This window comes from Hydrogenophaga sp. GW456-12-10-14-TSB4 (genome assembly GCF_059424305.1).
In genome coordinates, this window is sequence record NZ_JBWKZH010000017.1 from 53,007 (window position 1) to 76,328 (window position 23,322).

General features: G+C 63.0%; 25 protein-coding genes. 11 read left to right on the forward strand and 14 right to left on the reverse strand.

From position 1 onward, the window contains the following. Positions 1–5: 5 nt before the first annotated feature. The 3 genes from AC07ZS_RS10905 to AC07ZS_RS10915 all read right to left on the reverse strand — a co-directional run bounded on the left by AC07ZS_RS10905 (position 6) and on the right by AC07ZS_RS10915 (position 2,381). Positions 6–368 (reverse strand): response regulator, encoded by a 363-nt coding sequence (locus AC07ZS_RS10905; RefSeq protein ID WP_494798619.1) that lies wholly within the window; start codon positions 366–368, stop codon positions 6–8. A gap of 58 nt (positions 369–426) precedes the next feature. Further along, positions 427–1,287, reverse strand: a complete 861-nt coding sequence (locus AC07ZS_RS10910; protein ID WP_494798620.1) for a hypothetical protein — start codon at positions 1,285–1,287, stop codon at positions 427–429. 158 nt (positions 1,288–1,445) lie between these two features. After that, a complete protein-coding gene (locus AC07ZS_RS10915) occupies positions 1,446–2,381 on the reverse strand; it encodes a DMT family transporter (protein WP_494798621.1) in 936 nt (311 codons plus the stop codon). Positions 2,382–2,465: 84 nt separating this feature from the next. Here AC07ZS_RS10915 and AC07ZS_RS10920 point away from each other — a divergent pair, with 84 nt between their 5' ends. Then, positions 2,466–3,329: a LysR family transcriptional regulator gene (locus tag AC07ZS_RS10920; RefSeq protein WP_494798622.1), complete on the forward strand. Its 864-nt coding sequence runs from the start codon at positions 2,466–2,468 to the stop codon at positions 3,327–3,329. A gap of 34 nt (positions 3,330–3,363) precedes the next feature. Here the strand turns inward: AC07ZS_RS10920 and AC07ZS_RS10925 are convergent, their stop codons facing one another. From AC07ZS_RS10925 to AC07ZS_RS10940, 4 genes are all read right to left on the reverse strand, one after another. Continuing rightward, the gene (locus tag AC07ZS_RS10925) at positions 3,364–4,413 is read right to left on the reverse strand and encodes a hypothetical protein (RefSeq protein WP_494798623.1); all 1,050 of its coding nucleotides are present in this window, start codon (positions 4,411–4,413) and stop codon (positions 3,364–3,366) included. A 252-nt stretch (positions 4,414–4,665) separates the two neighbouring features. Continuing rightward, positions 4,666–5,625: an alpha-E domain-containing protein gene (locus AC07ZS_RS10930; RefSeq protein ID WP_494798624.1), complete on the reverse strand. Its 960-nt coding sequence runs from the start codon at positions 5,623–5,625 to the stop codon at positions 4,666–4,668. A 10-nt stretch (positions 5,626–5,635) separates the two neighbouring features. Then, a complete protein-coding gene (locus tag AC07ZS_RS10935; protein WP_494798625.1) occupies positions 5,636–7,075 on the reverse strand; it encodes a circularly permuted type 2 ATP-grasp protein in 1,440 nt (479 codons plus the stop codon). Positions 7,076–7,140: 65 nt separating this feature from the next. Next, positions 7,141–8,748 carry a DNA internalization-related competence protein ComEC/Rec2 gene (locus AC07ZS_RS10940; RefSeq protein ID WP_494798626.1) on the reverse strand — a complete coding sequence of 536 codons (1,608 nt, stop codon included), beginning with the start codon at positions 8,746–8,748 and terminating at the stop codon, positions 7,141–7,143. Positions 8,749–9,432: 684 nt separating this feature from the next. Here AC07ZS_RS10940 and AC07ZS_RS10945 point away from each other — a divergent pair. The 5 genes from AC07ZS_RS10945 (at position 9,433) to AC07ZS_RS10965 (ending at position 12,464) form a co-directional block, all read left to right on the forward strand. Continuing rightward, positions 9,433–9,975, forward strand: coding sequence for an amidase family protein (locus AC07ZS_RS10945; protein ID WP_494798627.1), 543 nt, complete (start codon positions 9,433–9,435; stop codon positions 9,973–9,975). 90 nt (positions 9,976–10,065) lie between these two features. After that, positions 10,066–10,641, forward strand: a complete 576-nt coding sequence (nthA, locus tag AC07ZS_RS10950; protein WP_494798652.1) for a nitrile hydratase subunit alpha — start codon at positions 10,066–10,068, stop codon at positions 10,639–10,641. Positions 10,642–10,650: 9 nt separating this feature from the next. Next, positions 10,651–11,313: a nitrile hydratase subunit beta gene (nthB, locus tag AC07ZS_RS10955; protein ID WP_494798628.1), complete on the forward strand. Its 663-nt coding sequence runs from the start codon at positions 10,651–10,653 to the stop codon at positions 11,311–11,313. After that, on the forward strand, positions 11,310–11,744 hold the full coding sequence (locus tag AC07ZS_RS10960; protein ID WP_494798629.1) for a nitrile hydratase accessory protein: 435 nt from the start codon (positions 11,310–11,312) through the stop codon (positions 11,742–11,744). Before nthB ends, AC07ZS_RS10960 begins: the two co-directional genes overlap by 4 nt. A 36-nt stretch (positions 11,745–11,780) precedes the next feature. Then, positions 11,781–12,464 (forward strand): energy-coupling factor ABC transporter permease, encoded by a 684-nt coding sequence (locus AC07ZS_RS10965; RefSeq protein ID WP_494798630.1) that lies wholly within the window; start codon positions 11,781–11,783, stop codon positions 12,462–12,464. Positions 12,465–12,716: 252 nt separating this feature from the next. On the opposite strand, the gene AC07ZS_RS10970 is transcribed toward AC07ZS_RS10965, so the two are convergent. Next, a complete protein-coding gene (locus tag AC07ZS_RS10970) occupies positions 12,717–12,965 on the reverse strand; it encodes a helix-turn-helix transcriptional regulator (protein ID WP_494798631.1) in 249 nt (82 codons plus the stop codon). On the opposite strand from AC07ZS_RS10970, the gene AC07ZS_RS10975 reads away from it, so the two are divergent. The 3 genes from AC07ZS_RS10975 to AC07ZS_RS10985 are packed head-to-tail and all read left to right on the forward strand — an operon-like array spanning position 12,942 to position 15,888. Continuing rightward, complete coding sequence (locus tag AC07ZS_RS10975) at positions 12,942–13,781, forward strand: FAD-binding oxidoreductase (RefSeq protein ID WP_494798632.1); 840 nt, start codon at positions 12,942–12,944, stop codon at positions 13,779–13,781. The genes AC07ZS_RS10970 and AC07ZS_RS10975 overlap by 24 nt on opposite strands. A 22-nt stretch (positions 13,782–13,803) precedes the next feature. After that, positions 13,804–15,171, forward strand: a complete 1,368-nt coding sequence (locus AC07ZS_RS10980; RefSeq protein ID WP_494798633.1) for an aromatic ring-hydroxylating oxygenase subunit alpha — start codon at positions 13,804–13,806, stop codon at positions 15,169–15,171. A 3-nt stretch (positions 15,172–15,174) separates the two neighbouring features. After that, complete coding sequence (locus AC07ZS_RS10985) at positions 15,175–15,888, forward strand: SDR family NAD(P)-dependent oxidoreductase (RefSeq protein WP_494798634.1); 714 nt, start codon at positions 15,175–15,177, stop codon at positions 15,886–15,888. 160 nt (positions 15,889–16,048) lie between these two features. Here AC07ZS_RS10985 and AC07ZS_RS10990 read toward each other — a convergent pair whose 3' ends face one another. Beyond that, positions 16,049–16,258: a hypothetical protein gene (locus tag AC07ZS_RS10990; RefSeq protein WP_494798635.1), complete on the reverse strand. Its 210-nt coding sequence runs from the start codon at positions 16,256–16,258 to the stop codon at positions 16,049–16,051. 273 nt (positions 16,259–16,531) lie between these two features. Continuing rightward, a complete protein-coding gene (locus tag AC07ZS_RS10995; protein ID WP_494798636.1) occupies positions 16,532–16,963 on the reverse strand; it encodes an HAD domain-containing protein in 432 nt (143 codons plus the stop codon). Positions 16,964–17,066: 103 nt separating this feature from the next. Here AC07ZS_RS10995 and AC07ZS_RS11000 point away from each other — a divergent pair, with 103 nt between their 5' ends. Next, positions 17,067–17,276 (forward strand): HAD domain-containing protein, encoded by a 210-nt coding sequence (locus tag AC07ZS_RS11000; protein ID WP_494798637.1) that lies wholly within the window; start codon positions 17,067–17,069, stop codon positions 17,274–17,276. A gap of 235 nt (positions 17,277–17,511) precedes the next feature. On the opposite strand, the gene AC07ZS_RS11005 is transcribed toward AC07ZS_RS11000, so the two are convergent. The 4 genes from AC07ZS_RS11005 to AC07ZS_RS11020 all read right to left on the reverse strand — a co-directional run bounded on the left by AC07ZS_RS11005 (position 17,512) and on the right by AC07ZS_RS11020 (position 19,680). Further along, on the reverse strand, positions 17,512–17,742 hold the full coding sequence (locus AC07ZS_RS11005) for a hypothetical protein (RefSeq protein WP_494798638.1): 231 nt from the start codon (positions 17,740–17,742) through the stop codon (positions 17,512–17,514). Between the two features lie 161 nt (positions 17,743–17,903). Beyond that, entirely contained in the window at positions 17,904–18,236 is a 333-nt protein-coding gene (locus tag AC07ZS_RS11010; RefSeq protein WP_494798639.1) for a helix-turn-helix domain-containing protein, read from the reverse strand. Positions 18,237–18,398: 162 nt separating this feature from the next. Beyond that, positions 18,399–18,740 carry a type II toxin-antitoxin system RelE/ParE family toxin gene (locus AC07ZS_RS11015; protein ID WP_494798640.1) on the reverse strand — a complete coding sequence of 114 codons (342 nt, stop codon included), beginning with the start codon at positions 18,738–18,740 and terminating at the stop codon, positions 18,399–18,401. 154 nt (positions 18,741–18,894) lie between these two features. Next, positions 18,895–19,680, reverse strand: a complete 786-nt coding sequence (locus AC07ZS_RS11020) for a ComEC/Rec2 family competence protein (RefSeq protein ID WP_494798641.1) — start codon at positions 19,678–19,680, stop codon at positions 18,895–18,897. A gap of 119 nt (positions 19,681–19,799) precedes the next feature. Between AC07ZS_RS11020 and AC07ZS_RS11025 the strand changes: the two genes are divergently transcribed. Beyond that, positions 19,800–23,306, forward strand: coding sequence for a transglutaminase family protein (locus AC07ZS_RS11025; protein WP_494798642.1), 3,507 nt, complete (start codon positions 19,800–19,802; stop codon positions 23,304–23,306). Positions 23,307–23,322: the final 16 nt, after the last annotated feature.

Sequence of the window (23,322 nt, forward strand, 5' to 3'; positions counted from 1 at the left end):
CTCGGCTACGCGCTGAGCACCTTGGCCAGGGCGTCGGCCGACACGGGCTTGATGAAGTGGTAGTCCACCAGCGCGAACACCTCGGCCGCCAACTCATCCTCAGGAGCGGCGCCCGTCACCGCAATGAGCACCAGGTTGTCACCGCACCGCTGGCGCAGGGCCTGGGTCAGCGCCAAGCCGTCCATGTCGGGCATGTGCACATCCAGCATGACGCACAGCGGGAGCGAGCGCGCCACCACCTCGATCGCCTCCTGGCCGCTGTAGGCGGCCCTCGCCCGATGTCCCAGCAGACCCATCAGCGTGGTCAGCGAGTCCGCCGCATCCCGCGAGTCGTCGACGATCAATACATCCAGGTCCGGAGTTTTCATGGCTGCTTCGGCACGACACGGGCCCCAGCGGCCCGTTCGCCAGACAGCATAAGGCCTTTCAGTGCGCGTGCGCGCCCACCAGCGGAAAGTCGTACTGCGCATCCACCACGCGCGCGGCCATCGTGGGCAGCATGCGGTCGATGAACACCTCCCCCACCCAGCGGCGCAGGGCCGGATTGCTCATGGGGCCGGCGGCCTGCAGCGCCATGCTGCTGAAGGTGTTGATCCCATCCTCCATGAGCAGCCCCATGGGCACCGGCGGCAGGCCTTCGGCGGACGCCGTGCCGGTGGACTGCTGCCAGGCGCTCAGGAAGCGGTCAAAGCTGCCCACCGTGCCTTTGCGCCACACGTCGGCGATGTAGAAGAGCCAGGCCCCCTGGTCTTCCACCACGAAACCCCAGGAAAACTCGTGGATGCCGTCGGGCGCCTGGGCGAACACACCGATCTCGTTCACGTCTTCGCGCGCCTTGTACTCGGCAAACAAGGGGCCGGGGCCCGAGAGTTCGCCGCGCACGAAGCGCTCCAGCATGCCGGGGTCGGAGCTGAACAGCGGCAGCGGGTCGGACCAGGAGCGCTTGGCGCGGTGGATCAGGCGCGAGGTCGCATCGGCGCTTTTCTGTGCCTGGATGCACCGGTCCATGAAATTCTTGCGGCCCTCGGGCGTGGAAATGAGGTTGACCGTGTCGGTGAAAGCCGCGTCGTCCTTCAGGTACCCGTCCTCGCGCAGGCGCAGCACGATGTCGAGCATGGAGCTGCGGGTGATGTGCTCGACCATGTAGGCCATGTCGCCGCCCTCGAAGTCGGCCATCGACTGCTGCACCCAGGCCATGGTCTCTTCATGAGAGAGACCCTGGGGTGCCTTGGGCATGTCGTTGAACAGGGCGCGCAGCACCCTTACCGTATCCAGATCGCTCGCCATTCATCCTCCGTCGTTGGCTTGACAGCCAGCCCGGGGGATCACAAAGATCCTTGGGCTGGCCTGACGGTCAGGATAGGCGTTTTCAGCCTTTTGCCTGACAGCAGACCCCTCGCGAGCGTGATTTTTGATGCCGATGGGGCCGTTTTCCGAGCAACGGCTCAAGCCTGGCGCGCCGCCCGCTGCGTGCCCACCACCACCAGGGCCACCATCATCATGAGCACCCCCACGAGCTGGCTGGTGCTCAGGGCCCGGCCATACACCGCCCATTCCACCGCCACCGCCGACGCGGGGTACACGAACTGCAGCACGGCCACCCGCCCGGCGCTCAGGCGCGCCACGCCGGCGTAGAGCACCACGTAGGCCAGGCCGGTGTGGATGGCGCCCAGCCCCGCCAGCCACGCCCAGGCCGGTCCGGCGGGCGGCCAGCCGTGCACGAACGGCCACCAGACCAGCACCACGGCGCCCACCGCGCACTGCCACCAGGCCAGCGCCAGCGGCGTGACGCCGCGCGCCCGGTTCGCGATCAGGGTGAGGGCCGCATAGCCCACCGAGTTGAACAAGGCCAGGCCGATGCCCCAGAGGTAGGTCGGCGACCAGCCCGCGCCGGTGAGCGCCCCGTCCACCCAGCCAGAGGCCAGCGCCAGGCCGACCAGACAGGCCAGGGTGGCCGCCGCCTGCACGCGCGTGATGCGCTCTTTCCACCACAGCGCCCCGAAAGCCATCACCAGGAAAGGCTGCACGTGCACCACCACCGTGGCCACGCCGATGGAAGTCCGCTCGATGGCCTCGAAGAACAACACCCAGTTGATGACCGCGAGCACCCCGGCGCTCACCGCCGCCAGGCGCGCGGCACCGGTAAGCCTGAGTTCCTTCCAGCGCCGGGTGACGGCGAACCAGGCGGTCAGCGCCAGCAGACCGAACGCGCAGCGGAACCACACCGCCGTGAGCGGGCTCTGGCCGGCCTCTTCCAGAAAGATGCCCAGCGTGCCGAGCATGAGACCGCCCGCCACCATGAGCCACATGCCGGCGCGCTCGTGAGCGGCGGCATGGTGGTGAGGACCGAGGGAAGAAGACAAAGACGCCGTGGAGTTCATGCACCGATGGTCGGTTTGTGAGATTCATCTGTACAGCGGATAAATAGAATCCAATGCATTCGATTAGCGAATAATGGAGCACCCATGACCCACACCGACCTGCAACTGGACTGGCTGCGCGCCTTCGTGGCGGTGGTGGACGGCGGCTCGCTCTCGGCCGCCGCACCGCTGGTGCACCGCTCGCAGCCGGCGGTGAGCATGCAGATCCGCAAGCTGGAAGACGCGGTGGGCCGCGCCGTGCTGCTGCGCGGGCCGCGCCACCTCGAACTCACGGCCACCGGCACCGAGCTGCTCGGTTACGCGCGGCGCATGCTCGCCTTGCACGCCGAAACACTGGAGGCCCTGCACGGCCCGGTGCTCAGCGGCCGTGTGAGGCTGGGCGTGCCCGACGACTACGCGGTCAGCTACCTGTCACCGGTGCTGCGCAGCTACGCCGCGCGGCACGCGGGCGTGGAGATCGAGCTGGACTGCGAGCAGTCCACCTCGCTCATTCCCAAGGTGCAGCGTGGGGAGATCGACCTCGCGCTGATCTCGCGCGACAAGGCCACGCGCGGCACCCTGCTGTTCCAGGAGCCGCTGGTGTGGGTGGGCGCACCGCAGTTCGAGGTGTGGCGGCGCGACCCGTTGCCGATCGCGGTGTACGAAGCCACCAGCCTGGCTCGGCGCTCGGTGATCGCCGCCCTGCACGCACAGCGCCGCGCCTACCGCGTGGTCTACCACAGCTCCAGCCTCGCGGGCCAGCTCGCGGCGGTGGAAAGCGGTCTGGCGGTGGCCGTGCTCACGCGCTGCAGCGCGCCGGCGCACCTGGCCATCCTCGGCGAAAAACAGGGCCTGCCGGCCCTGGATTTCATGGATGTGGCGCTGTACCGCAGCCAGGCTTCGCGCCACCTGCCTGCCGTGGACGCGCTGTTCGAGCAGATGGTGCAGACGCTGGCTCACAGGAATTGAGCCCTGTTAAGCGGGGCACCGCAGGTCTTCACGCTTAGGTTTTCAAGATGTTTTTTGTGCTCTTGAATACGCCGTAGAAATCCGGATTTTCCTTGCACAACTTCACGAATTCCGGGCTTTGGGCATGAAAAATAATGCCCCGCAATTCCGCATTGCGCATGGCCTTCAGAATCAGCGCCTTTTCCTTCTTACCCAGCATGGGATGGATCGATTGCACGGTTGCACAATAGGTCTTCAATGCATCGACGTACCCACGCTCGATCGCAGTTGAAATTCCACGGGGAGTTACCAGCACGGCTGCAAGCCCTTTTGGGGTACTCAGAATCGAGTACACCCCACCCAAAGCCTGAACCATCGAACTTTCTCCGCAAGCCAATGAGGCCCCTAAAGCGTCCTTGTCATTCAACAGCATCTCTTCAACCATCTGGCCGCCGATGCGCGGTCCAACATACCGCATCAATTGAGAAAAATCTTTCACACCCTCTGCATCACCGTATTTCACCAAATTTGCCAACACCGAGTCAGCAGATGATCCATCATTGCAAAACAGGCTCATGATGGACTTATCGCTCAACTGATCAAAAAGCCTGGATATCGCTTTCATGTCTTTTTTGATACACGGGCTTGCCAATATGCTGTAGAGGCTCCCTCCTCCACCGCCCTCAAATTCTTCTTCAAGAATCTCCATTTGCAAAATCTCAAGAACCCGTGACTCAGGCACCAGCTTCTTTTTAAGCAAATGAGCAAAAACTGCACAATATTCAACGGGGCCATGCCCTCTTAAAAAACTCCCGCAAGCTTTTTGAATACCATTGGTCCAACAATTGCTTCTCAACTGTTGAAAAAATTCACGTTGATCTCCGGCAACATTTTCCGGATGCCGACGAATCGCCAATGATTGGTCCACCGCAGACCTTCTATGAACCTCATCAAAGGCATTCGGTTGAAGAATATTTTTCGACACAAGATATTCTTCAACATCAGATTCAACTTTCTTCACCGTCCGCACGCCACTGCCATTTGAATCATCTTCAACATTCCAAATTTCAATATTCAACCCAGAGGAAAAACCAATACTGTTCATGGTGAAATAAATTGAATCCAAATGACCAGCCGATGTTCAGCCATCGGCCACGAAGCGTAATGAGTGAAGGCGCAAGCGAAATGGTTCCGCAACACCTGCTTGCAACTCGACGCCTTCAGCACAAATCGCTGAATGGTGGTCATGAAGAGGAGGAATGGGCGGCGCTGCTGCCAGGCATGGCAGCATGCGCCTATGGGCCGCAACCTTCATCGCGCGGTGTCGATGAAGCTGTTCCCCGAAGAGCGGAACCTCTCAGTGCGAAGGCACCAAAAAGTCCTGGCTGATGCGCCCGCCGAGCTCGTTCACGCGGTCAAGGAACTGCGTAAGGAAGGCGTGAAGCCCGGTGGAGAGGATCTCGTCGATGCGCGCGTACTGCAGATCGGCCTTGAGCTTGCCGGCGCGCCGCAGGGTTTCACCGCTGTGGTCGTTGGACACCACGCTGAGGTTGTTGACCACTTCGTTCAGGCTGGCGGCCAGGCTGCGCGGCATGTCGGCGCGCAGGATCAGCAGCTCGGCCACGCGCTCGGGCGTGATCACGTCGCGGTAGACCTTGCGGTAGACCTCGAAGCCGCTCACGCTGCGCAGGATCGCGCTCCAGTGGTAGAAGTCGTATTCCTGATCGAGCTCGCTGGCGGCACCGAAGAAGTCGCTGTGCACGGCGTGGAACTTCACGTCCAGCAGGCGGGCGGTGTTGTCCGCGCGCTCCAGGAAAGTGCCCATGCGGTAGAAGTGGAAGGCCTCGTCCTGCAGCATGGTGCCGATGGCCACGCCGCGCGAGAGGTGCGAACGGAACTTGACCCACTCGAAGAACTCACCCGGGTCGCGCTCGAAGTTCTTGCTCTTGAGCATGCGGTTGAGTTCGAGCCAGGTCTGGTTCTGCGTTTCCCAGAACTCGGTGGTCAGCGCGCCGCGCACGGCCCGCGCGTTCTCGCGCGCCGCCCGCAGGCAGGAGTAGATGCTCGACGGGTTGGTTTCATCACGCACCATGAAGTCGAGCACGTTGCGCGGTGTGATCTCCTTGCCGTACTTCTGCGTGTAGGCGTACATGAGCTCGCTAATCGTGAGCAGCCCTTCCCAGCCCACTTGCGCCACGGCGGCGGACTGCGGCAGCAGCGAGGTCTGGTAGTTCACGTCCAGCATGCGGGCGGTGTTCTCCGCGCGCTCGGTGTAGCGGGACATCCAGAAGAGGTGGTCGGCGGTGCGCGAAAGCATGGTGTGTCCCTCAGTCTTCAAGAATCCAGGTGTCCTTCGTCCCGCCGCCTTGCGACGAGTTGACGACCAATGAACCTTCCTTGAGCGCCACGCGGGTCAACCCGCCGGGCACCATCTGCACTTCCTTGCCGCTGAGCACGAAGGGGCGCAGGTCGATGTGGCGCGGCGCCACGCCGCTTTGCACATAGGTGGGGCAGGTGGAGAGCGAGAGCGTGGGCTGCGCGATGTAGCCGCCCGGGTTGGCCGCCACGGCCTTGCGGAAGTCCTCGATCTCGGCCTGGGTGGAGGCCGGCCCGACCAGCATGCCGTAGCCACCCGCGCCATGCACTTCCTTGACCACCAGGTCCTTCATGTTCGCCATGATGTACTTGAGGTCCTCGGGCTCACGCCCCATGAAGGTCGGCACGTTGTTCAGGATGGGTTTCTGCCCGAGGTAGAACTCGATCATCTTGGGCACGTAGGGGTAGATGGACTTGTCGTCCGCCACGCCGGTGCCCACGGCGTTGCAGATGGCCACGTTGCCGCTGCGGTACACGCCGAGAAGGCCTTCGCAGCCCAGCGTGGAGGTGGGGCGGAACACCGAGGGGTCGAGGAAGTCGTCGTCGACGCGGCGGTAGATTACGTCCACCCGCTTGGGGCCGCGCGTCGTGCGCATGTAGACGAAGTTGTCCTTGACGAAGAGGTCCTGCCCCTCGACCAGCTCGATGCCCATCTGCTGGGCGAGGAAGGCGTGCTCGAAGTACGCGCTGTTGTACATGCCTGGCGTGAGCACCACCACCGTGGGTTCGGCCGTGGTGGCCGGGCTGCTCGCGCGCAGGGTCTCCAGCAGCAGGTCGGGGTAGTGCGCGACCGGGGCCACGCGGTTCTCGCCGAAGAGTTCGGGGAACAGCCGCATCATCATCTTGCGGTCTTCGAGCATGTAGCTCACGCCGCTGGGCACGCGCAGGTTGTCCTCCAGCACGTAGTACTCGCCCACACCCTCGGCGTTGGGTGCGCGCACGATGTCGATGCCCGAGATGTGCGAGTAGATCTGGTGCGGCACGTCCACGCCCATCATCTCGGGGCGGAACTGCGCGTTCTGGAAGATCTGGTCGGCTGGCACGATGCCGGCCTTGATGATTTCCTGGCCGTGGTAGACGTCGTGGATGAAGCGGTTGAGCGCGGTCACGCGCTGCACCAGGCCCTCTTCCATGCTGCGCCATTCGTGGGCGGGAATGATGCGCGGGATGAGGTCGAAGGGGATGAGGCGCTCGGTGCCGGAGCCGTCCTCGTCCTTGGCGCCATACACCGCGAAGGTGATGCCGACACGCCGGAAGATCATTTCAGCCTCTTCGCGCCGGGCCGCCATCACGTCTTCCGGCTGCTGCGCCAGCCAGCGCGCGTAGTTCTGATAGTGGGCCCGGACCTCGCTGGGCGAGGCGTTCATTTCGTCAAACATCGGTCTGCTCATGGGCTTTTTCTCCTGAAGACAGCATAGCAAGGACCGGGCCAGGGTTTTCGAGCATGCCACTGGTTTCAACGTCCATGGTGCCAATACCGGCGGTGCACATCGCGCTCGCAGGTCACGCTATCCGGCTCCGTGCTGAGCCAGGTCGCGGCCCCACAGGCGGGCGAGTTCACCCAAGGTATGCCGCGCTGGGCATAGCGCTCCAGCACCACCGGCGCGGGGTGGTTGAAGCGGTTGCGATAACCCGACTGCACCAGCACCCGGCCCGGGCGCAGGGTGTTGAGCAGCACCGGGCTGCTGGAGGTCTGGCTGCCGTGGTGGGGCGCAAGCATGACGGTGGCGCGCAGCTCGGGCCGCGCCATCGCCAGGCGCACTTCGTTGGCGGCGTCGATGTCGCCGCCCAGCCAGGCGCTGTGCGCACCGCTGGACACGAGCAGCACGCAGGACATGGCGTTGCTGGAGAGCCGCCCATGCCCGGCTTCGTCGTAGTCGTCCGGCTGCGGGTGCAGCACCTCGAAGTCCACCCCCTCCCACCGCCAGCGCTGGCCCGCCACGCAGCGGCGCGCCGGGTCGGCATCGTAGGACGACAGCCAGCGCGCCTGGGGTTGTGCGGCCTGCACCGAGGCCGCGCCGCCCGAATGGTCGCTGTCGCTGTGGCTGACCACCACCGCGTCGAGCCGCTCGCCCAGCGCCCGCAGCAGCGGCAGCACCACGCGGTCGCCCGCGTCGGCGGCGTCGGGCTGCGGCCCGTAGCGCGGGCCAGTGTCGTAGAGCAGGCTGTGGCCGGCGGTGCGCAGCAGCACGGCGCTGCCCTGCCCCACGTCCAGCGCGATCAATTCAAACTGGCCCGGTGCCGGGCGCGGCGGCGTGTAGAGCAAGGCCGGCCACAGCAGCAACAGCCCCGAGAACCGCACCGGCCAGGGCAGGCGCAGCACCAGCAGCACGCCGCCCAGCACCGCCGCGAGCGCCAGCGGCCCGGGCGCGACGGGGCGGAACAGGGCCGCGCCCGGCCACTGGGCCAACCACTGCAAGGCCAGGGACAGGCCTTGCACCGCCCAGGCGGCGGCGTCCCACAGGGGCGGCGCGAAGACCCCGAGCAAGGCCAGCGGCGTGACCACCAGGGTCACCCAGGGAATGGCGGCGAGGTTGGACACCAGCCCCACCACCGAGAACTGGCCGAACAGCAGCAGGGTGAGCGGCGCGAGCGCCACCGTCACCACGCCCTGCTCGCGCAACAAGGCCATGAAAGCCCTCGCACCCCGCTGCGCCCAGGACGGTCCCGCCGCAGGCGAGCGCCGTCCCGGGTCGGTGGCGAACAGGATGCCCACCGCCACGAAGCTGAGCCAGAAACCGGCCTGCATCAGGGCCCAGGGGTCGAGCAACAGCACCACCGCCATGGCCAGCAGCCAGACCGCCGGCCAAGGCCACCGCCGCACCGACAGGCGCAGCCCGACCACCACCGCCAGCATGAGCACGGTGCGCTGCGCGGGCACGCCCCAACCGGCGAACAGCGCATAGGCGGTGGCGAACGCCACGCCACCCAGGCCCGCCGCCCAGGGCGTGGGCAGCGCCAGCAAGGCCCCGGGCCACCGCAGCGCCAGGCGCCGCCAGAGCGCGCCCACCAGCGCCGTGGCCAGCCAGGCAAACAGCGTCACGTGCAACCCGGAAATGCTCATCAGGTGACATAGCTCTTCAGCTTGGAATCAAGGGCTTCGATTCGAGCCAATAGTGCTTGCGTCACCTCCACGGAGGACAACTCGCGAGATTGGATCTGCCGTCCAATCTCCAACATACCTTGATAGTGAAAGTCTCTGCTCGCCATAGCGTTCTTCCTCAGGCGGCCCCCTTATTGGCCAATAGTGATCGTGCGGGAACGCACGTTCTTCACCACATAAGTTAATGGAATTTCTTGTGGCCCGCTGGTCCACGGAAGACGTCACGTTTGACTCAGAGGGACAACCTGAAGGCGTTGCCTGTTTACTCGTCTGACGCTGAAATTCGTCTCAAGGGGGGCCGGAGAAGGCGTCGGACTAGATGTGAGATTGACAAGTTTGGGGTGCCCCAAAGCGTCCGGTCCTGTCTCGGCGGAGGTCGACTCGCTCACGGTGGCACCAGCTCCGCGGCGCTCTTCAGAGTCACCCGTTTAGACATCGCCCGGCGGACCCACACGTTGATCCCTAGGGCAGACAACTTGCTGGAGGCCCAATTGCGTGGGGTGTACTTCAGTAAGCCATAGTGCTTTTCGACTTCGTGCTGCGTAGCAAACTCGTCGATGATGCGAATGGCTTGGCATTGACTTGTCTTGGGCGCTTGATGCAGTCGATCTTGACACGAGTAGAGTGCTCAATCATGTTCTCGACTTGATCCCGCGACTGGGAGGCACGCTGGCGGACATCAAGTTCCCCGAAGGAAACGTCGGAGCGACAGATTGGATTCCACTCTGCGCAGTCGAAACGGCTGTCTTCCATGAAAACACCTACCCGTCCCGACAAGAGGAATACGGTCCGACATTGGCCGGTCTGATCGAGCTAGGTAGAAGCACGAGTGCGTTTGACTATCAAAAGTTGCAACTAAGACGCATCGAGCTACGAGGACAGATCGACTCCATCTTCCGGGATGTCGATTTGATTCTGGCTCCTGTCACGCCCGAGGCTGCGGTGACCAATGCGCGCACGCTGCAGCTCGCCGAAGACGAGAAATTGAGCCTTGACCCTCTGCGCTACACATCCGCATTCGACATGAGCGGCCACCCCACCATAACGCTCCCTGGCGGCTTTACTCATGGAGGGATGCCGGTGAGCTTCCAATTCATCGCCCCGCATTTTGGCGAAGCCAATCTCGTGCGCGCTGGATGGGCCTACCAGCAGGCAACTGACTGGCACACACACCACCCCAACATCTAACGCACAACTCTGCAACCGAGGAGAACACACGTGAGCCATTCCCACTACGACGATCACCACCACGACGGCTACCAGGCTCCGCCAGAGGGAATGGAGCTGCGCGTGAAAGCCCTTGAGTCGCTCTTGGTTGAGAAGGGGCTGATTGACCAGGCCGCGATGGAGGCCGTTGTCGACACCTACGAAAACAAGGTCGGTCCCCGCAACGGAGCCAAGGTGGTTGCAAAGGCCTGGGTGGACGCAGACTACAAAAAGCGGCTACTCGAGGACGCGACAAAGGCCATTGCAGAGCTGGGCTTTTCAGGCGCACAGGGTGAAGACATAGTGGTTGTCGAGAACACCGCCTCCGTTCACAACGTCTTTGTCTGCACGCTGTGCTCGTGCTACCCCTGGCCAACACTTGGGCTGCCGCCAGTCTGGTACAAGGCAGCGCCTTACCGCTCCCGCATGGTCATCGACCCGCGTGGGCTTCTCGCCGAGTTCGGCTTGGATGTTCCTGCCGACAAGGAGATTCGCGTCTGGGACACCACAGCAGAACTGCGCTACATGGTCCTGCCTGAGCGCCCGGTGGGCTCGCAAGACTTGACTGAAGAGCAGTTGGCGGAGCTCGTCACACGCGATTCAATGATTGGCATCGGCATGCCAATGCAACCCACGTCAACCAAGTAAGGAGCAGCAATGAACGGGATTCACGACCTTGGCGGCTCGCATGGATTCGGAGCCGTGTACCGAGACCCCAAGGAGCCAGTCTTCTACTATGACTGGGAGCGCACGGCAATGTCGATGTGTGTGGCGCTATCTGCGAACGGCCACTACAACGCTGATGAATTCCGTCACAGCATCGAACGCATGCCGCCAATGGACTATCTCCGCGGGACGTACTACGAGCACTGGATCCACTCCTTCGAGATGCTCCTGGTTGAAAAAGGGGTTATCACCAAGGAGGAACTGGAGAGCGGCAAGGCCTCTCAAGGAACCAAGGCAACTCCTGTCCTGACAAAGGACATCGTGGCGTGGGTGCTAGCAAACGGTGTTGAATACCGTGTAGAAGAAGACGTGAAGCCATCGTTCAAGGTGGGCGACAAGGTTCGCGCTCTCACAACGAATCCGATCGGGCATACCCGGCTGCCGCGGTATGCCCGCGGCCGTGTTGGCACGATCGCGATCGATCACGGTGTCTTCATCACTCCCGACGCATCGGCCCACGGGCAAGGACAACGTCCTCAACATGTGTACAGCGTGAGCTTCGCTGCGACCGAGCTTTGGGGCCCGTCTGCCTCGCCCAAGGACACGGTCCGAATCGACCTTTGGGACGAATACCTTGAGGCAGTGCAGTCATGAACACCCACGAGACCTCCCTCCCCGGTGCTCCATGGCAGCAAAGCGATGGGCCTGTCTTTGACAAGCCCTGGCAAGCTCACGCATTTGCCTTGGTAGTCAACATGCATAAAGCCGGTCTCTTCCAGTGGAAGGACTGGGCTGAAGCGTTCACCGCAGAAATCGAGGCCTCCCCGGCCCTCCAAGGCGAGAGTGTCAACGACACCTACTACCGCCAATGGGTTGCGGCACTGGAGAAGATGGTCGCATCCCTTCACCTGGTCAATCAGGGTGACGTGACCGAACGTGCGAAGGAGTGGGAGCAGGCCTATCTGAATACGCCGCATGGACATCCCATCCTCTTGGCTCACGCGATTTGCCCGCCCACAGTAGACGACAAGCACAAGCACGAGCCACAGCGCTCCCCGGTCAAGGTCGTCGCGGCCCTGGTCTGAACACTCTCAAGCACATTCAATCTTTTGGAGAAAACCATGCATATCGAACCTGGATTGGTCGACGCGAGCAAACTCTGGCTGAGCTACACCACTGCTGCTGGCGCTTCTGCCTACGCACTCAAGTTGGCGTGGGACACGTTTCGCGCGCAAGGCGCCGTTTCGCTTATCACCAGGACCCTGATTACCACGCTGTTGGTCTTCAGTTTCTTTGAGGTCCTGCCTCATCATCCGGTGGGCGTTTCTGAAGTTCACTTCATCCTCGGATCAACGCTCTTTCTGCTGTTTGGGGTTGCTCCAGCAGCGTTTGGCTTGGCTTTCGGCCTACTGATTCAAGGCCTGACCTTCGCACCGTTTGATCTGCCGCAGTACGGGATGAACATGACTACCCTCCTCGTTCCGCTCTTTGCCATTTCTGCACTTGCACGCCGCATCATCCGTCCCGCGACTCCTTACGTCGACGTGACGTACCGCCAAGCACTGGCCCTCTCGAGCACGTACCAAGCAGGCATCGTGGTGTGGGTAGCTTTCTGGGCCATCTACGGCCAGGGCTTCACCGCCGAGAACCTCGTTTCAGTTCTCTCATTCGGTGGCGCATACATGACTGTGATCTTGGTTGAGCCACTGGTCGACCTGGCAGCGCTTTTCGTTGCCAAGACGTTCTCCAAGACGCAAGGCAGCCTTGCATTCGACCAACGACTCCACAGCGCAGAGTCGGCGTAAGGCCACCTCTGGCAAGCTGCCCAATGCGACGGCTTGCCACCCTCGAGACGATTCAGGCGTCAACCGCTTGCGTCGTCTCGTACGTTTTTGAGCCGCTCTATCTGAAATAACCTGGTCGAACACGCCGTACAACCTGTGCAAAGTGTGTCCCAAGGCAAGCCTTCATGCCGGTAGGTGTCGGGTGCTCGTCACAGCAACAAGACGCGCTGCTTCCCCTAAATCACCAGTCGGTGACCAACGCGTCGATGCTCGCTATCTCATGACGGTGTGTGGCGTGACACCGAATGCGCTACGAAATGCGCGACTGAAATGCGATACGCTGGAGAAGCCGTTTGCAAACGCCGCATCAGTGACGGACTTCGCTTGCCCCTCCGCCAATGCGCGTTGGCTGTTCTCTAGTCTGACACGCCACACCAAGCCCATCGGCGTCTGCTGCCGACGTGCAAACGCGCGAGAGATGGTACGTGATGATGTGTGGTGCGCCGACGCCAAAGAATCCAAATTGAGCTCTGGATCGTCGAAGTGGTGATTGATGAGGACCGCGACTCGGGCACGGTTCTTCCGTGTGTCTGCCGTGTCAACAGCGCATGCGCCATTGAAATGCCCTACGAGTCGGCAGAGGCAATGGCTGAAGAACCCGACCCCATCGCTGCAGAGGTGACTGGCGTTGAGCAAGTGGCTAGCGAGACCTTCCGGCTCGAGGTCAAGGTCGATGACGCCATGGTGTTTGAACCAGGCCAATATGTACGCATTCAGCCGGAGGGTGCGGACTTCCATCGGTCTTACTCGATGGCCAACGTGCCGGGCACGGACCGCCTTCAGTTCTTCATCCGCTTGGTGCCCGATGGCTCGTTCTCGCAGTGGCTGGCCACCGCGAAGGCGGGGGACCGCGTCGAGCTCAGTGCTCCCCACGGCACCTTCTTTCTGCGCGACGAAGAGAGGCCCAGGCTCTTCGTGGCGGGCGGCACCGGTGTCGCTCCCTTCTTGTCCATGTTGCGCAGCATGGCCGCACATCCACCCAAGCATCGCACCACAGTGCTCATTGGTGCACGCACGGCCGGGCATCTCTTCGCGATGGATGAGTTGAACGCCCTGAAGGACGAGCTTAAGAGCGTCGACCTTCAGTTCGCTGTCGAGCAAGAGGCGCAGAGCGGCTGCCACCAGGGCTTTGCTACGGACCTCATTCCGCAATTGGGGCTCGACCCCACCACGCGCGTCTACCTGTGCGGACCACCTCCAATGGTCGAAGCTGGTCGGCGCGCGGCGGAGGCCGCCGGTCTCAAACGCGCCGATGTGTTGTGCGAGCGCTTCACCTGAACTTCTTTAAAACGAGAGAGCCATGATTCCAATCACCCCTGAATCCCGCTACAACGCGCTGATCAACCTGCGCCAAGGGAAAATCGGCCGCGAAATCTTCTCCGACAAGGACATCTTCCAAGAGGAGTTGGAGAAGGTCTTCACCCGCTCTTGGCTGTTTGTCGGCCATGAAAGCCAAGTGCCCAATCCCGGCGACTTCTTCACCTCCCGCATGGGCGCCGAGTCGGTCATCCTGGCCCGCGACAAAAAGAAGAAGGTCCATGTCTTCCTGAACTCATGCCGTCACCGCGGCATGAAAGTGTGTCAGTACGACCACGGCAACACCCAGCTCTTCACCTGCCCGTACCACAGCTGGAGCTACACCACCGACGGCAAGCTCTTCGGCGTTCCTCAGTTCAAGGGCCTCTACGAAGGCTGCATGGAGAAGGAGGAGTGGTCCCTCATCGAAGTGCCCAAGATGGAAATCTACAAGGGCACCGTGTGGGCGACCTGGGACAAGGATGCCCCTGACTTCATGACGTACCTGGGTGACGCCAAGGTTCACCTGGACCTCGCCCTGGACTGTCGCGATGGCCGTGAAGGCGGCTCCGAAGTCCTCTTCGGCGTGCACAAGTGGATTATTCCGTGCAACTGGAAGTTCGCTGCAGAGAACTTCCTTGGCGACACCTATCACAACGTCAGCCACCGCTCGGTGGACCTGATTGGTATTGGCCCGAGCGCCGAAGCAGGTGAAAAGGGTCGCCGCGACAACGAGCTTGAGAAGGCCAAGCACGTGTGGGCCAACTTCCCCGCGGGCCATGGTGTGCACAGCGCCATCATGCCGGAGACCTGGGAGTTCCTGGACACGTACAAGAACAATCCCACCGTGGCGCAGTACTTCCGACACTGCCATGAGGAACGCAAGGCGCGACTGGGCGCTGAGCGGCACCGCCTGGTTCCCTTCGTCGGCACCATCTACCCCAACGTCTCGTTCCACGGCACTCAGCCGCGCAACCTTTGCGTTTGGCATCCGCACGGGCCAGAGTCGACCGAGGCGTGGCGCTTCTTCCTGGTGGATGCAGACGCTCCGCAAGAGGTCAAGGACTTCTTGCGTGCGTACTACATGCGCTATTCGGGCCCTGCCGGCATGACCGAGCAGGACGACATGGAGAACTGGAACTACGCGACCGCCGGCAGCCGCGGTGTCATTGCCAAGCGCTACCCCTACAACTACCAGCAGTCGCTGGGCAAGGTAACCACCGATGGCCCTGTGGCTGGCAACGTGAGCCTGCAGGTCAGCGAAGAGAACCCCCGCCAGTTCTACCGTCGCTGGCGCGACTACATGAACAGCGCCGACTGGGACACGCTGCTCGGTCGCAATGACAAGGAGCCGGCGAGCTTCGCCGAGTAAGCAATGAGCGTCATCATTGTTTCCGGTGGCACCTTCGGCCTGGGCCAGTCCATCGTGGTGGACCTGGCTCGTCGTGGGCACCAGATCGTGGCCTTTGGCCTGGCGCAAGCTCAGGTGTCCAGCACTGCAAAGGGCTTGGAGTCGGTGCTCAACGAACTGAGCGACGCCGGCGTCACGGCTGACGTGCTCGAAGCGGACGTGTCAAAGGCCGAGGACGTGCAAAGGGTTGTTGATTTCACGCTGAAAAAGTTCGGCGTCATCAATGGCATCGTCAACAACGCAGCTATCGGCCCTTTGGGCACGATTCTGACAACCGACGAAGCGACCTTCGAGCGAATCCTTAGCGTCAACGTCAAGGGCACCTATCTGTTGTCGCGCGCCGCGCTTCCCGTTTCCCTCTTGCAAGCATCTGATCATTCAAGCCGCGTTGGCCAGCACGCCGCGCCCAGAATCGCCGATCCTCGACCACATTTCGACGGGGTTCCGTGGCAGACCTCTTGGCGATCTGGATGTCGTCAAGGCCAAGGAGCTCGACGCGCGTATCCGTGCGCGGCTCAAGAGCCCGGAAAAGTTCACGCTACAACAGGAGTTGGAAGGTGTCGGACTCTGGGGCGCTTTTCGACACAACCGTCTGAGATACCCGGCCGTGGCACGGGTTGCCGCCAAGCATCGAGCTGCGATGATGCAGAGAAAAATGCGCGCCATCCGCTCTGGTAAGAGACATATAGAGTAGAAAAGCACTGCACGACCCCGGTCAACTGTTTCCATAGCGACAACGCCATCGGAAACATTGCGTGGGCGGCCCAAGCGAGTCGGCATTCAAGACGACACATGCCAAGGTTATGCGAGGTGCGGACCAATCCGCTTGAAAAAGGCTTTACTTGTTTCGGGACAGCAGGTACCCATCGGCCGTCTTGGTGAATGTAAACATTGCGCCACCGGCTTCGCCAACCACCACATAGGGAGTACCTTTGTCTGTGCCATTCGCAATCACCACAGGCTCCGCGTGAAGAACTATCTTGAAGAGAGCGCTGAGATCGGGGTGTTCAGGCACCTCGCCGCGGAAGGCATCTTGCGAAACTTTCATTTTGTATCTCCGAAACATCGACATGGAATGGGCACGCGCGGATGTTGCCACAACGCCAATCACTTCATCGCACAACTTCTTCGGGCAACTTCTCCATTGACGCCAGCTCGAATGGTCCAGCGACCTCACGAAGCCACGCACGCACTTATCGTGCAAATGATGGGTTCACCGCAAGGGCGTGCACCCACGAAATTTTCACCCGCAGCTCGGGCGGCCACTCTCCCATAACTTGGCAACTAGAGACACTGGATCAAACTTGTGCATGCGTTCATCTCAGTCTTCCTTGGGTGGAGCAGGGTTGACCAGCCACGTCACAAGTCCAGCTTGATTCATAGCCGAACCAAGCCCCAGGATGCCGTCAACGAACAACGTGTTGAGCGTCCCCTCGGGAAACTCATGAGGCGAGTCATCGACCACCAAGTAGTCGGTGAACTTGCCCTTGTTGGCCTGCAGCACCATTTGAATCACTTGCTCGCGCGGGCCACGCGGCGCACTGCCGACAAAGCGCTCACCGAGGCCACCCAAAAGCTGCCTCAGCTCGTCATCGGTGTGGTCGTAACGCCATGTACTGTGGACAACGATCTTCACGTCGGGGAAGTTGACCAACAGCTTCTCCAGCGCTGGCAGCCAGCGGAAGTACTTGCCGTCGAGCTCAGCGCGGCTGGAGTGGAGAACACCGTCGAAGTCGAGAAAAAGGAGGCGCATGGCGGGCTTTCAAGGTGGATAACTGGGCAACGATATACTGTACATAAATACAGTATATTGCCTCCTATGCCCGAATGCTAGTCCCCTCCTCAAACGGCTCAACATGCACAGCACGACTCCGCCTTCGCCGTCATCCCGGTTTTCACCCGCGCTCCCTCGCGGCTACGGTGAATTCGTCCTTTTCCTGGACTTTGATGGCGTGCTGCATCACGAGAACGTCCTGTGGCATCCGGAGAAGGGGGCCTACGCAGGTCCGCCCGGCTTCGAACTCTTCGAGCACATCGCGATCCTCGAACGACTGTTGCAGCCCTAACCCAGCACTTTGCTCCTGCGGCACCCGGCGCGCCCACTCGGTGCGGTAGATGGAAAATCTTGACTGACGGCCGACTGTCAATTGACAGAACGCTGTCAATTGCTGTCAAAGCCACCTCGGGCCCCTGTGTACTCGAACGTCGCTTCCGCTTCGGAGTTAGGACCAAGGAGCCAGCATTGCTCGGGCCCAGCTCGCTAAGTGCCGCCCCATCCAACTGAGGCCGTTTGCCCGGCGCTTAGTAGGCCCAAGCCTTGATTACGTCGGTAGGGATTCGCTCCAATATCCAGTCTACGTCTGGAGCACGAGCAAAGAGTTGAGCGGTATTGAAGTCAGGCACCTCGGCTGCGACAACTTCACCGTCGGCTGCAACCACTTCGTAGGCTCTGGGGTTAGTACGCGACACCCGGACGTACAAGGAGTCAGGGATGACGATGTCGAAGTGATGTGAGGTTTCAGAGATTTGCATGGGTTCTTCAGCTTGAATATCGTTCTTTCTTGTGTAGTCAAACCTTTTTAAACAGGACTGAGATTTAAGGGCTTCGGACTTTGATCTTTGTTTACGTGGCAACGGCTTGCTCACAATCGGGCGAGCAATGAGCAGGTGGTCGCCAGAATCAGCGCAACAGCTCAGACGATGAGAACGTCAACACCTTTGGACTCCACGAGCTGAAGCAGTTTCGCGGCAGGACCGCTTGGATGCTTCGCTGCGGTATGGGACTCCCACTTCTGCACCGTCGATACGCTCACGTTCAAGAACGAAGCGAAGACGGCCTGACTCATCTTCGCAATCCGGGTCCTGATGGACACGACACGCTCCGGTGGATACTCCGGTGGCTCTTCACAGAGAGCCTTCGTGCGTGCCATATCCGTTTTCGAGACTAGGCCATACGCGCTCAGGTCTTCTGCCGACTCCAGCAGTTCGCGAAGCACTCGGCTACTCTGAGGTGTCTTCTTGGTCATTATAAATCTCCTTGGGGACGCCATCGGCGGCCATCTGGTTAGGCCTTTGGGTAGTGGCCGCATGCGACAACCCGGCGTAGACTTGGCGGCTTCTTCTTCCTTCCCGGAGAAGTCAGGACCTGGGTCACTCTTCTCTCTGCCGGCTATGAAGAGGACCGTCGTCTAGTGCCTCTTCGCAACGAGAGGTCGGGTGGAACCGCTCTTCACCTTTCCAGGGACAGCGATGTTCTTCTTGCACACCCCGCCACCGAGATCCGCCTCGAAAATACCTTGTTCGATTTCTAAGGCGGCTTTGCATAGCAGTACGTCCGCAGCAACCTTCTTCGCCCAGCGGTCAAATGTCTTGGTTTTGAATACACGCTTCTTGTATCGAGCGTCCGTAGCATAGCACGCGGTGCTATGGTTTTGAGGGCCTGGGGGTCTTGGCCAGGGTAGGAAGCCCCAGGTGCTGTAGAACCGAATGCGGTCTTCGAGATGGTCTTGCCAGAAGCCGCGGTTCGCCAAGTTCGGAGGAACGCCGTGCTCTTCTTCAAAGCTAGGCTTGAAAGCGAACGACTCTTTTACCTAGTCAGCAGAACACGTCTTTCTCGAAAGCGAACGACTTAATTACCTAGCTGGTGGTCGGACTTGACCAAGAGCGTTGATTTTCTTCACTTTCTTAGCGAACGACTCTTTTACCCAAAGCCACGATGGCCGACGGGTCGCCCACCACCAGGGCGGCCAGCACCCCCGCGCTGCGCGGGTCGTCCGGCACGCGGGCCTCGATGCGCTCGGCCACGGTCTGGCGCAAGCGGTCCAGCGGGTGCCACGGCGTGGCACCGAGCCGCTGGGGCGCCGCGTCGCGCGGGCCGCTGCGCACGGAGCCGGTGGCCTGGATGCCTTGCTCCCAGAGCCAGCGTTCGCGGTCGAAGCCGTGCGGGTTGGCGTTGCCGTGCGGGCTGCGCAGGCGCACGGTGAAGTGCCAGCGGTCGCCGGCACGCAGGCCGGGGCTGTCGGTGGAGCGGCTTTCGCCCGCGCCGCTGTACCAGGCCAGCTGCAGGCGTGGGGACAGCGGCACGGCCTGGGCCTCGCGCGTGGCCGACTCCACCACGAACTCGAAGCGCTCGCCCTGCGAACCCCGCTGCGGCAGCGACGCGATGCGCCCGGTCACCTCGATGTCGAGGCCCTGCAAGGCCGGGTCGAGCGCGTCGGCGGCGAAATGAACGGCCCGGGCCCCGGTCAGCCCGACGCCGATGAGCACCCCTGCCACACCGGCCAGAAGCCATGCGGGGGCCACGCGCCGGGCCCGCCGCAAGGCCCACAGACCGGCCACACCAGCGCCCAGCAGCGCGCCATATACCCCCATCGGCCAGAGCGCCGGCTGCTGCAATTGCAGCGCCACGCCCAGCACCCAGGCCGCCAGCGCCACGAAGCCGGCATGGCGCGCGATCAGGCCGCTGCGCACAGCCTGGGGGAAATGTCATGTGGCCGTGGCGCAAGACTTGCTAGCATGGCTGCAAGCCGCGACGGCCGATCGGTTGCCTGCGGACCCATTGTTGTTCCCCTCCCAGGAAAGTCTCTCGTATGGCCATTCATGTTGCCCTGAGCCACATCACCCATTATCGATACGACCGCTTGGTCAAGCTGGGGCCTCAGGTGGTCCGGCTGCGGCCCGCGCCGCACAGCCGCACCAAGGTGCTCTCGTACTCGCAGCGCATCGAGCCCGGCGAGCATTTCATCAACTGGCAGCAGGACCCGTTCGCCAACTACCAGGCGCGCCTGGTGTTCCCCGAACCCACCACCGAGTTCAAGGTCACGATCGACCTGGTGGTGGAGATGGCGGTCTACAACCCGTTCGACTTCTTCCTGGAGCCTTCGGCCGAGAACTTCCCCTTCAAGTACGACCAGGCGCAGCAGCAGGAGCTCGCGCCCTACCTCGCCACCGCGCCACTCACGCCGCTGCTCAAGACCTATGTGGACGCGGTGGACCGCAGCGAGCGACGCACGATCGACTTCCTGGTCGAGATCAACCAGCGGCTGCAGCACGACATCGCCTACACGATCCGCATGGAGCCCGGCGTGCAGACGCCGGAAGACACGCTCAAACTCAAGAGCGGCTCCTGCCGCGACAGCGGCTGGCTGCTGGTGCAGATCCTGCGCCACATGGGCCTGGCCGCGCGCTTCGTCTCGGGGTACCTGATCCAGCTCACGTCGGACGTGAAATCGGTCGACGGGCCCAACGGCCCCGAAAAGGATTTCACCGACCTGCACGCCTGGTGCGAGGTATTTCTGCCCGGCGCGGGCTGGATCGGCCTGGACCCGACCTCGGGCCTGCTCGCGGGCGAAGGCCACGTGCCGCTGGCCTGCACGCCGCAACCCTCGAGCGCGGCACCGGTGGAAGGCGGCGTGGACAAATGCGAGGTGGAGTTCAGCCACCACATGAGCGTGACGCGCATCTACGAATCGCCGCGCGTCACCCTCCCCTACACCGACGAGCAATGGGCCGGCGTGCTGGCGCTGGGCGAGCAGGTGGACGCCGATCTGGAGAAGCACGACGTGCGTCTGACCATGGGCGGCGAGCCGACCTACGTGGCCACCAGCGACCGCGACGCGGCCGAGTGGAACACCGACGCGCTGGGCCCGACCAAGCGCGGCTACGCCACCGAGCTGCTCGGGCGCCTGCGCGCCGAGTACGGCGCGGGCGGCTTCGTGCACATGGGCCAGGGCAAGTGGTACCCGGGCGAGCAGTTGCCGCGCTGGGCGCTCTCGATGTTCTGGCGCGCCGACGGCGAGACCCTCTGGCACAACCCGGCGCTGCTGGCCGACGAGCGCGACGATGCGCAATACACCAGCGACGACGCGCGCCGCTTCACGCAGGCGCTGGCGCGCAAGCTCGGCCTGTCCACCCAGTACATCACGCCGGGCTACGAGGACACCTGGTACTACCTCTGGCGCGAGCGCCGCCTGCCGGTGAACGTGGACCCGTTCGACAGCAAACTGGACGACGAGCTCGAACGCGCCCGCCTGCGCCGCGTCTTCAGCCAGGGGCTGGACGCCACCGTGGGCTACGTGCTGCCGCTGCAGGCCTCGGGCCGCAACGGCACGCTCTCGAACAACGGCAAGAGCGGCTACCCGCGCATCTCGGGCACGGTGTGGTCCACCGGGCCGTGGTTCTTCCGCGACGAGCGCATGTACCTGATCCCCGGCGACTCGCCCATGGGTTACCGCCTGCCGCTGGACTCGCTGCCCTGGGTCTCCGCCGGCGACTACCCGTACCACATCGAGCAAGACCCGCACTCCGCGCGCGACCCGTTGCCGCGCGGCGCGGCGGTGAAGCACCAGGTGTCGCCGCACCAGGTCGGCGGCGGTTTCGCCGAAGGCGGCACGGTGTCGATGCAAGGCATGGACTTCGACCCCGACGCCGAGACGGTGGAAGGCCTGCGCCCGGGCCAGCCTGCGCCGGGCTCGGCGCCGGCACAGGCCCTGGCGGCGAAGTTTCCGCAGCGCGGCGAATCGGCCGCCTGGCTCACGCGCACCGCGCTGTGCGTGGAAGCGCGCGACCCGCACCGTTCCAACGGCCCCAAGGCCGAGAAGGCCGGCGGCGGCAAGACCCAGCACCTCTACATCTTCATGCCGCCCATGGCGCTGCTGGAGGACTACCTCGACCTGCTCGCCGCCGTGGAGGCCACGGCCGAGAAGCTGGGCATGCGCATCGTGCTCGAAGGCTACCCGCCGCCGCGCGACCCGCGCCTGAAGATGCTGCAGGTGACGCCCGACCCGGGCGTGATCGAGGTCAACATCCACCCCGCGCACAACTGGGGCGAGCTGGTCGAGCACACAGAGTTCCTCTACGAGGCCGCGCACCAGACGCGCCTGTGCGCCGAAAAGTTCATGACCGACGGCCGCCACACCGGCACCGGGGGCGGCAACCACTTCGTGCTCGGCGGAGCCACGCCGTCGGACTCGCCCTTCCTGCGCCGGCCCGAGCTGCTCGGCAGCCTGCTGGCCTACTGGCACAACCACCCCTCGCTGTCCTACCTGTTCAGCGGCCTGTTCATCGGCCCGACCAGCCAGGCGCCGCGCGTGGACGAGGCGCGCAACGACCAGCTCTACGAGCTGGAGATCGCGCTCGCGCAGATCGGGCAGAACCGCCAGACCTACGGCGAAGACATGCCGCCCTGGATGGTGGACCGCACGCTGCGCAACATCCTGATCGACGTCACCGGCAACACCCACCGCAGCGAGTTCTGCATCGACAAGCTCTACTCGCCCGACGGCCCCACCGGCCGCCTGGGCCTGCTGGAGCTGCGCGCCTTCGAGATGCCGCCGCACGCGCGCATGAGCATCGCGCAGCAATTGCTGCTGCGCGCCATGATCGCGCGCTTCTGGAAACAGCCCTGGCAGGGCCGGCTCACGCGCTGGGGCACCGAGTTGCACGACCGCTGCCTGCTGCCCACCTTCGTGCGCATGGACTTCGAGGACGTGCTCACCGACATGGCCGACGCGGGCTACGCCTTCGACATGGCGTGGTTCGAGCCTCACTTCGAGTTCCGCTTCCCGCTGGTGGGCGAGGTCGCCGCGCGCGGCATCGAACTGACCATCCGCAGCGCACTGGAACCCTGGCACGTGATGGGCGAGGAAGGCGCGGTCGGCGGCACGGTGCGCTACGTGGACTCCTCGCTCGAACGCGTGGAAGTGCGCGTGAGCGGCTTCAACGACAGCCGCCATGTGATCACCTGCAACGGCCGCGCCCTGCCCCTGCAGAGCACCGGCACCGCGGGCGAGTACGTGGCGGGCGTGCGCTACAAGGCCTGGAGCCCGCCGTCGGCGCTGCACCCGTCGATCGCCGCGCACGCGCCGCTGACCTTCGACATCGTCGACACCTGGCTCCAGCGCTCCATGGGCGGCTGCCAGTACCACGTGGCCCACCCCGGCGGCCGCAACTACGACACCTTCCCGGTCAACGCCTACGAGGCGGAGAGCCGCCGGCTCTCGCGCTTCTTCCAGATGGGGCACACGCCCGGCCGCATGGACGTCACCCCGGCCCAGCACAGCCGCGAGTTCCCGTTCACGCTCGACCTGCGGACCTGAGCATGGCCTGCCCGCG

Excerpts from the sequence above, each read along its gene's own strand:
- AC07ZS_RS10915 (WP_494798621.1), bottom strand. The coding sequence starts at position 2,381 with ATGAACTCCACGGCGTCTTTGTCTTCTTCCCTCGGTCCTCACCACCAT.
- AC07ZS_RS10935 (WP_494798625.1), bottom strand. The coding sequence starts at position 7,075 with ATGAGCAGACCGATGTTTGACGAAATGAACGCCTCGCCCAGCGAGGTC.
- AC07ZS_RS10980 (WP_494798633.1), top strand. The coding sequence starts at position 13,804 with ATGATTCCAATCACCCCTGAATCCCGCTACAACGCGCTGATCAACCTG.
- AC07ZS_RS11005 (WP_494798638.1), bottom strand. The coding sequence starts at position 17,742 with ATGCAAATCTCTGAAACCTCACATCACTTCGACATCGTCATCCCTGAC.
- AC07ZS_RS10960 (WP_494798629.1), top strand. The coding sequence starts at position 11,310 with ATGAACACCCACGAGACCTCCCTCCCCGGTGCTCCATGGCAGCAAAGC.
- nthB (WP_494798628.1), top strand. The coding sequence starts at position 10,651 with ATGAACGGGATTCACGACCTTGGCGGCTCGCATGGATTCGGAGCCGTG.
- AC07ZS_RS10965 (WP_494798630.1), top strand. The coding sequence starts at position 11,781 with ATGCATATCGAACCTGGATTGGTCGACGCGAGCAAACTCTGGCTGAGC.
- AC07ZS_RS10910 (WP_494798620.1), bottom strand. The coding sequence starts at position 1,287 with ATGGCGAGCGATCTGGATACGGTAAGGGTGCTGCGCGCCCTGTTCAAC.
- AC07ZS_RS11025 (WP_494798642.1), top strand. The coding sequence starts at position 19,800 with ATGGCCATTCATGTTGCCCTGAGCCACATCACCCATTATCGATACGAC.
- AC07ZS_RS10995 (WP_494798636.1), bottom strand. The coding sequence starts at position 16,963 with ATGCGCCTCCTTTTTCTCGACTTCGACGGTGTTCTCCACTCCAGCCGC.
- AC07ZS_RS10925 (WP_494798623.1), bottom strand. The coding sequence starts at position 4,413 with ATGAACAGTATTGGTTTTTCCTCTGGGTTGAATATTGAAATTTGGAAT.
- AC07ZS_RS11000 (WP_494798637.1), top strand. The coding sequence starts at position 17,067 with ATGCACAGCACGACTCCGCCTTCGCCGTCATCCCGGTTTTCACCCGCG.
- AC07ZS_RS10985 (WP_494798634.1), top strand. The coding sequence starts at position 15,175 with ATGAGCGTCATCATTGTTTCCGGTGGCACCTTCGGCCTGGGCCAGTCC.
- AC07ZS_RS10990 (WP_494798635.1), bottom strand. The coding sequence starts at position 16,258 with ATGAAAGTTTCGCAAGATGCCTTCCGCGGCGAGGTGCCTGAACACCCC.
- AC07ZS_RS10920 (WP_494798622.1), top strand. The coding sequence starts at position 2,466 with ATGACCCACACCGACCTGCAACTGGACTGGCTGCGCGCCTTCGTGGCG.
- AC07ZS_RS11010 (WP_494798639.1), bottom strand. The coding sequence starts at position 18,236 with ATGACCAAGAAGACACCTCAGAGTAGCCGAGTGCTTCGCGAACTGCTG.
- nthA (WP_494798652.1), top strand. The coding sequence starts at position 10,066 with ATGGAGCTGCGCGTGAAAGCCCTTGAGTCGCTCTTGGTTGAGAAGGGG.
- AC07ZS_RS10905 (WP_494798619.1), bottom strand. The coding sequence starts at position 368 with ATGAAAACTCCGGACCTGGATGTATTGATCGTCGACGACTCGCGGGAT.
- AC07ZS_RS10940 (WP_494798626.1), bottom strand. The coding sequence starts at position 8,748 with ATGAGCATTTCCGGGTTGCACGTGACGCTGTTTGCCTGGCTGGCCACG.
- AC07ZS_RS10930 (WP_494798624.1), bottom strand. The coding sequence starts at position 5,625 with ATGCTTTCGCGCACCGCCGACCACCTCTTCTGGATGTCCCGCTACACC.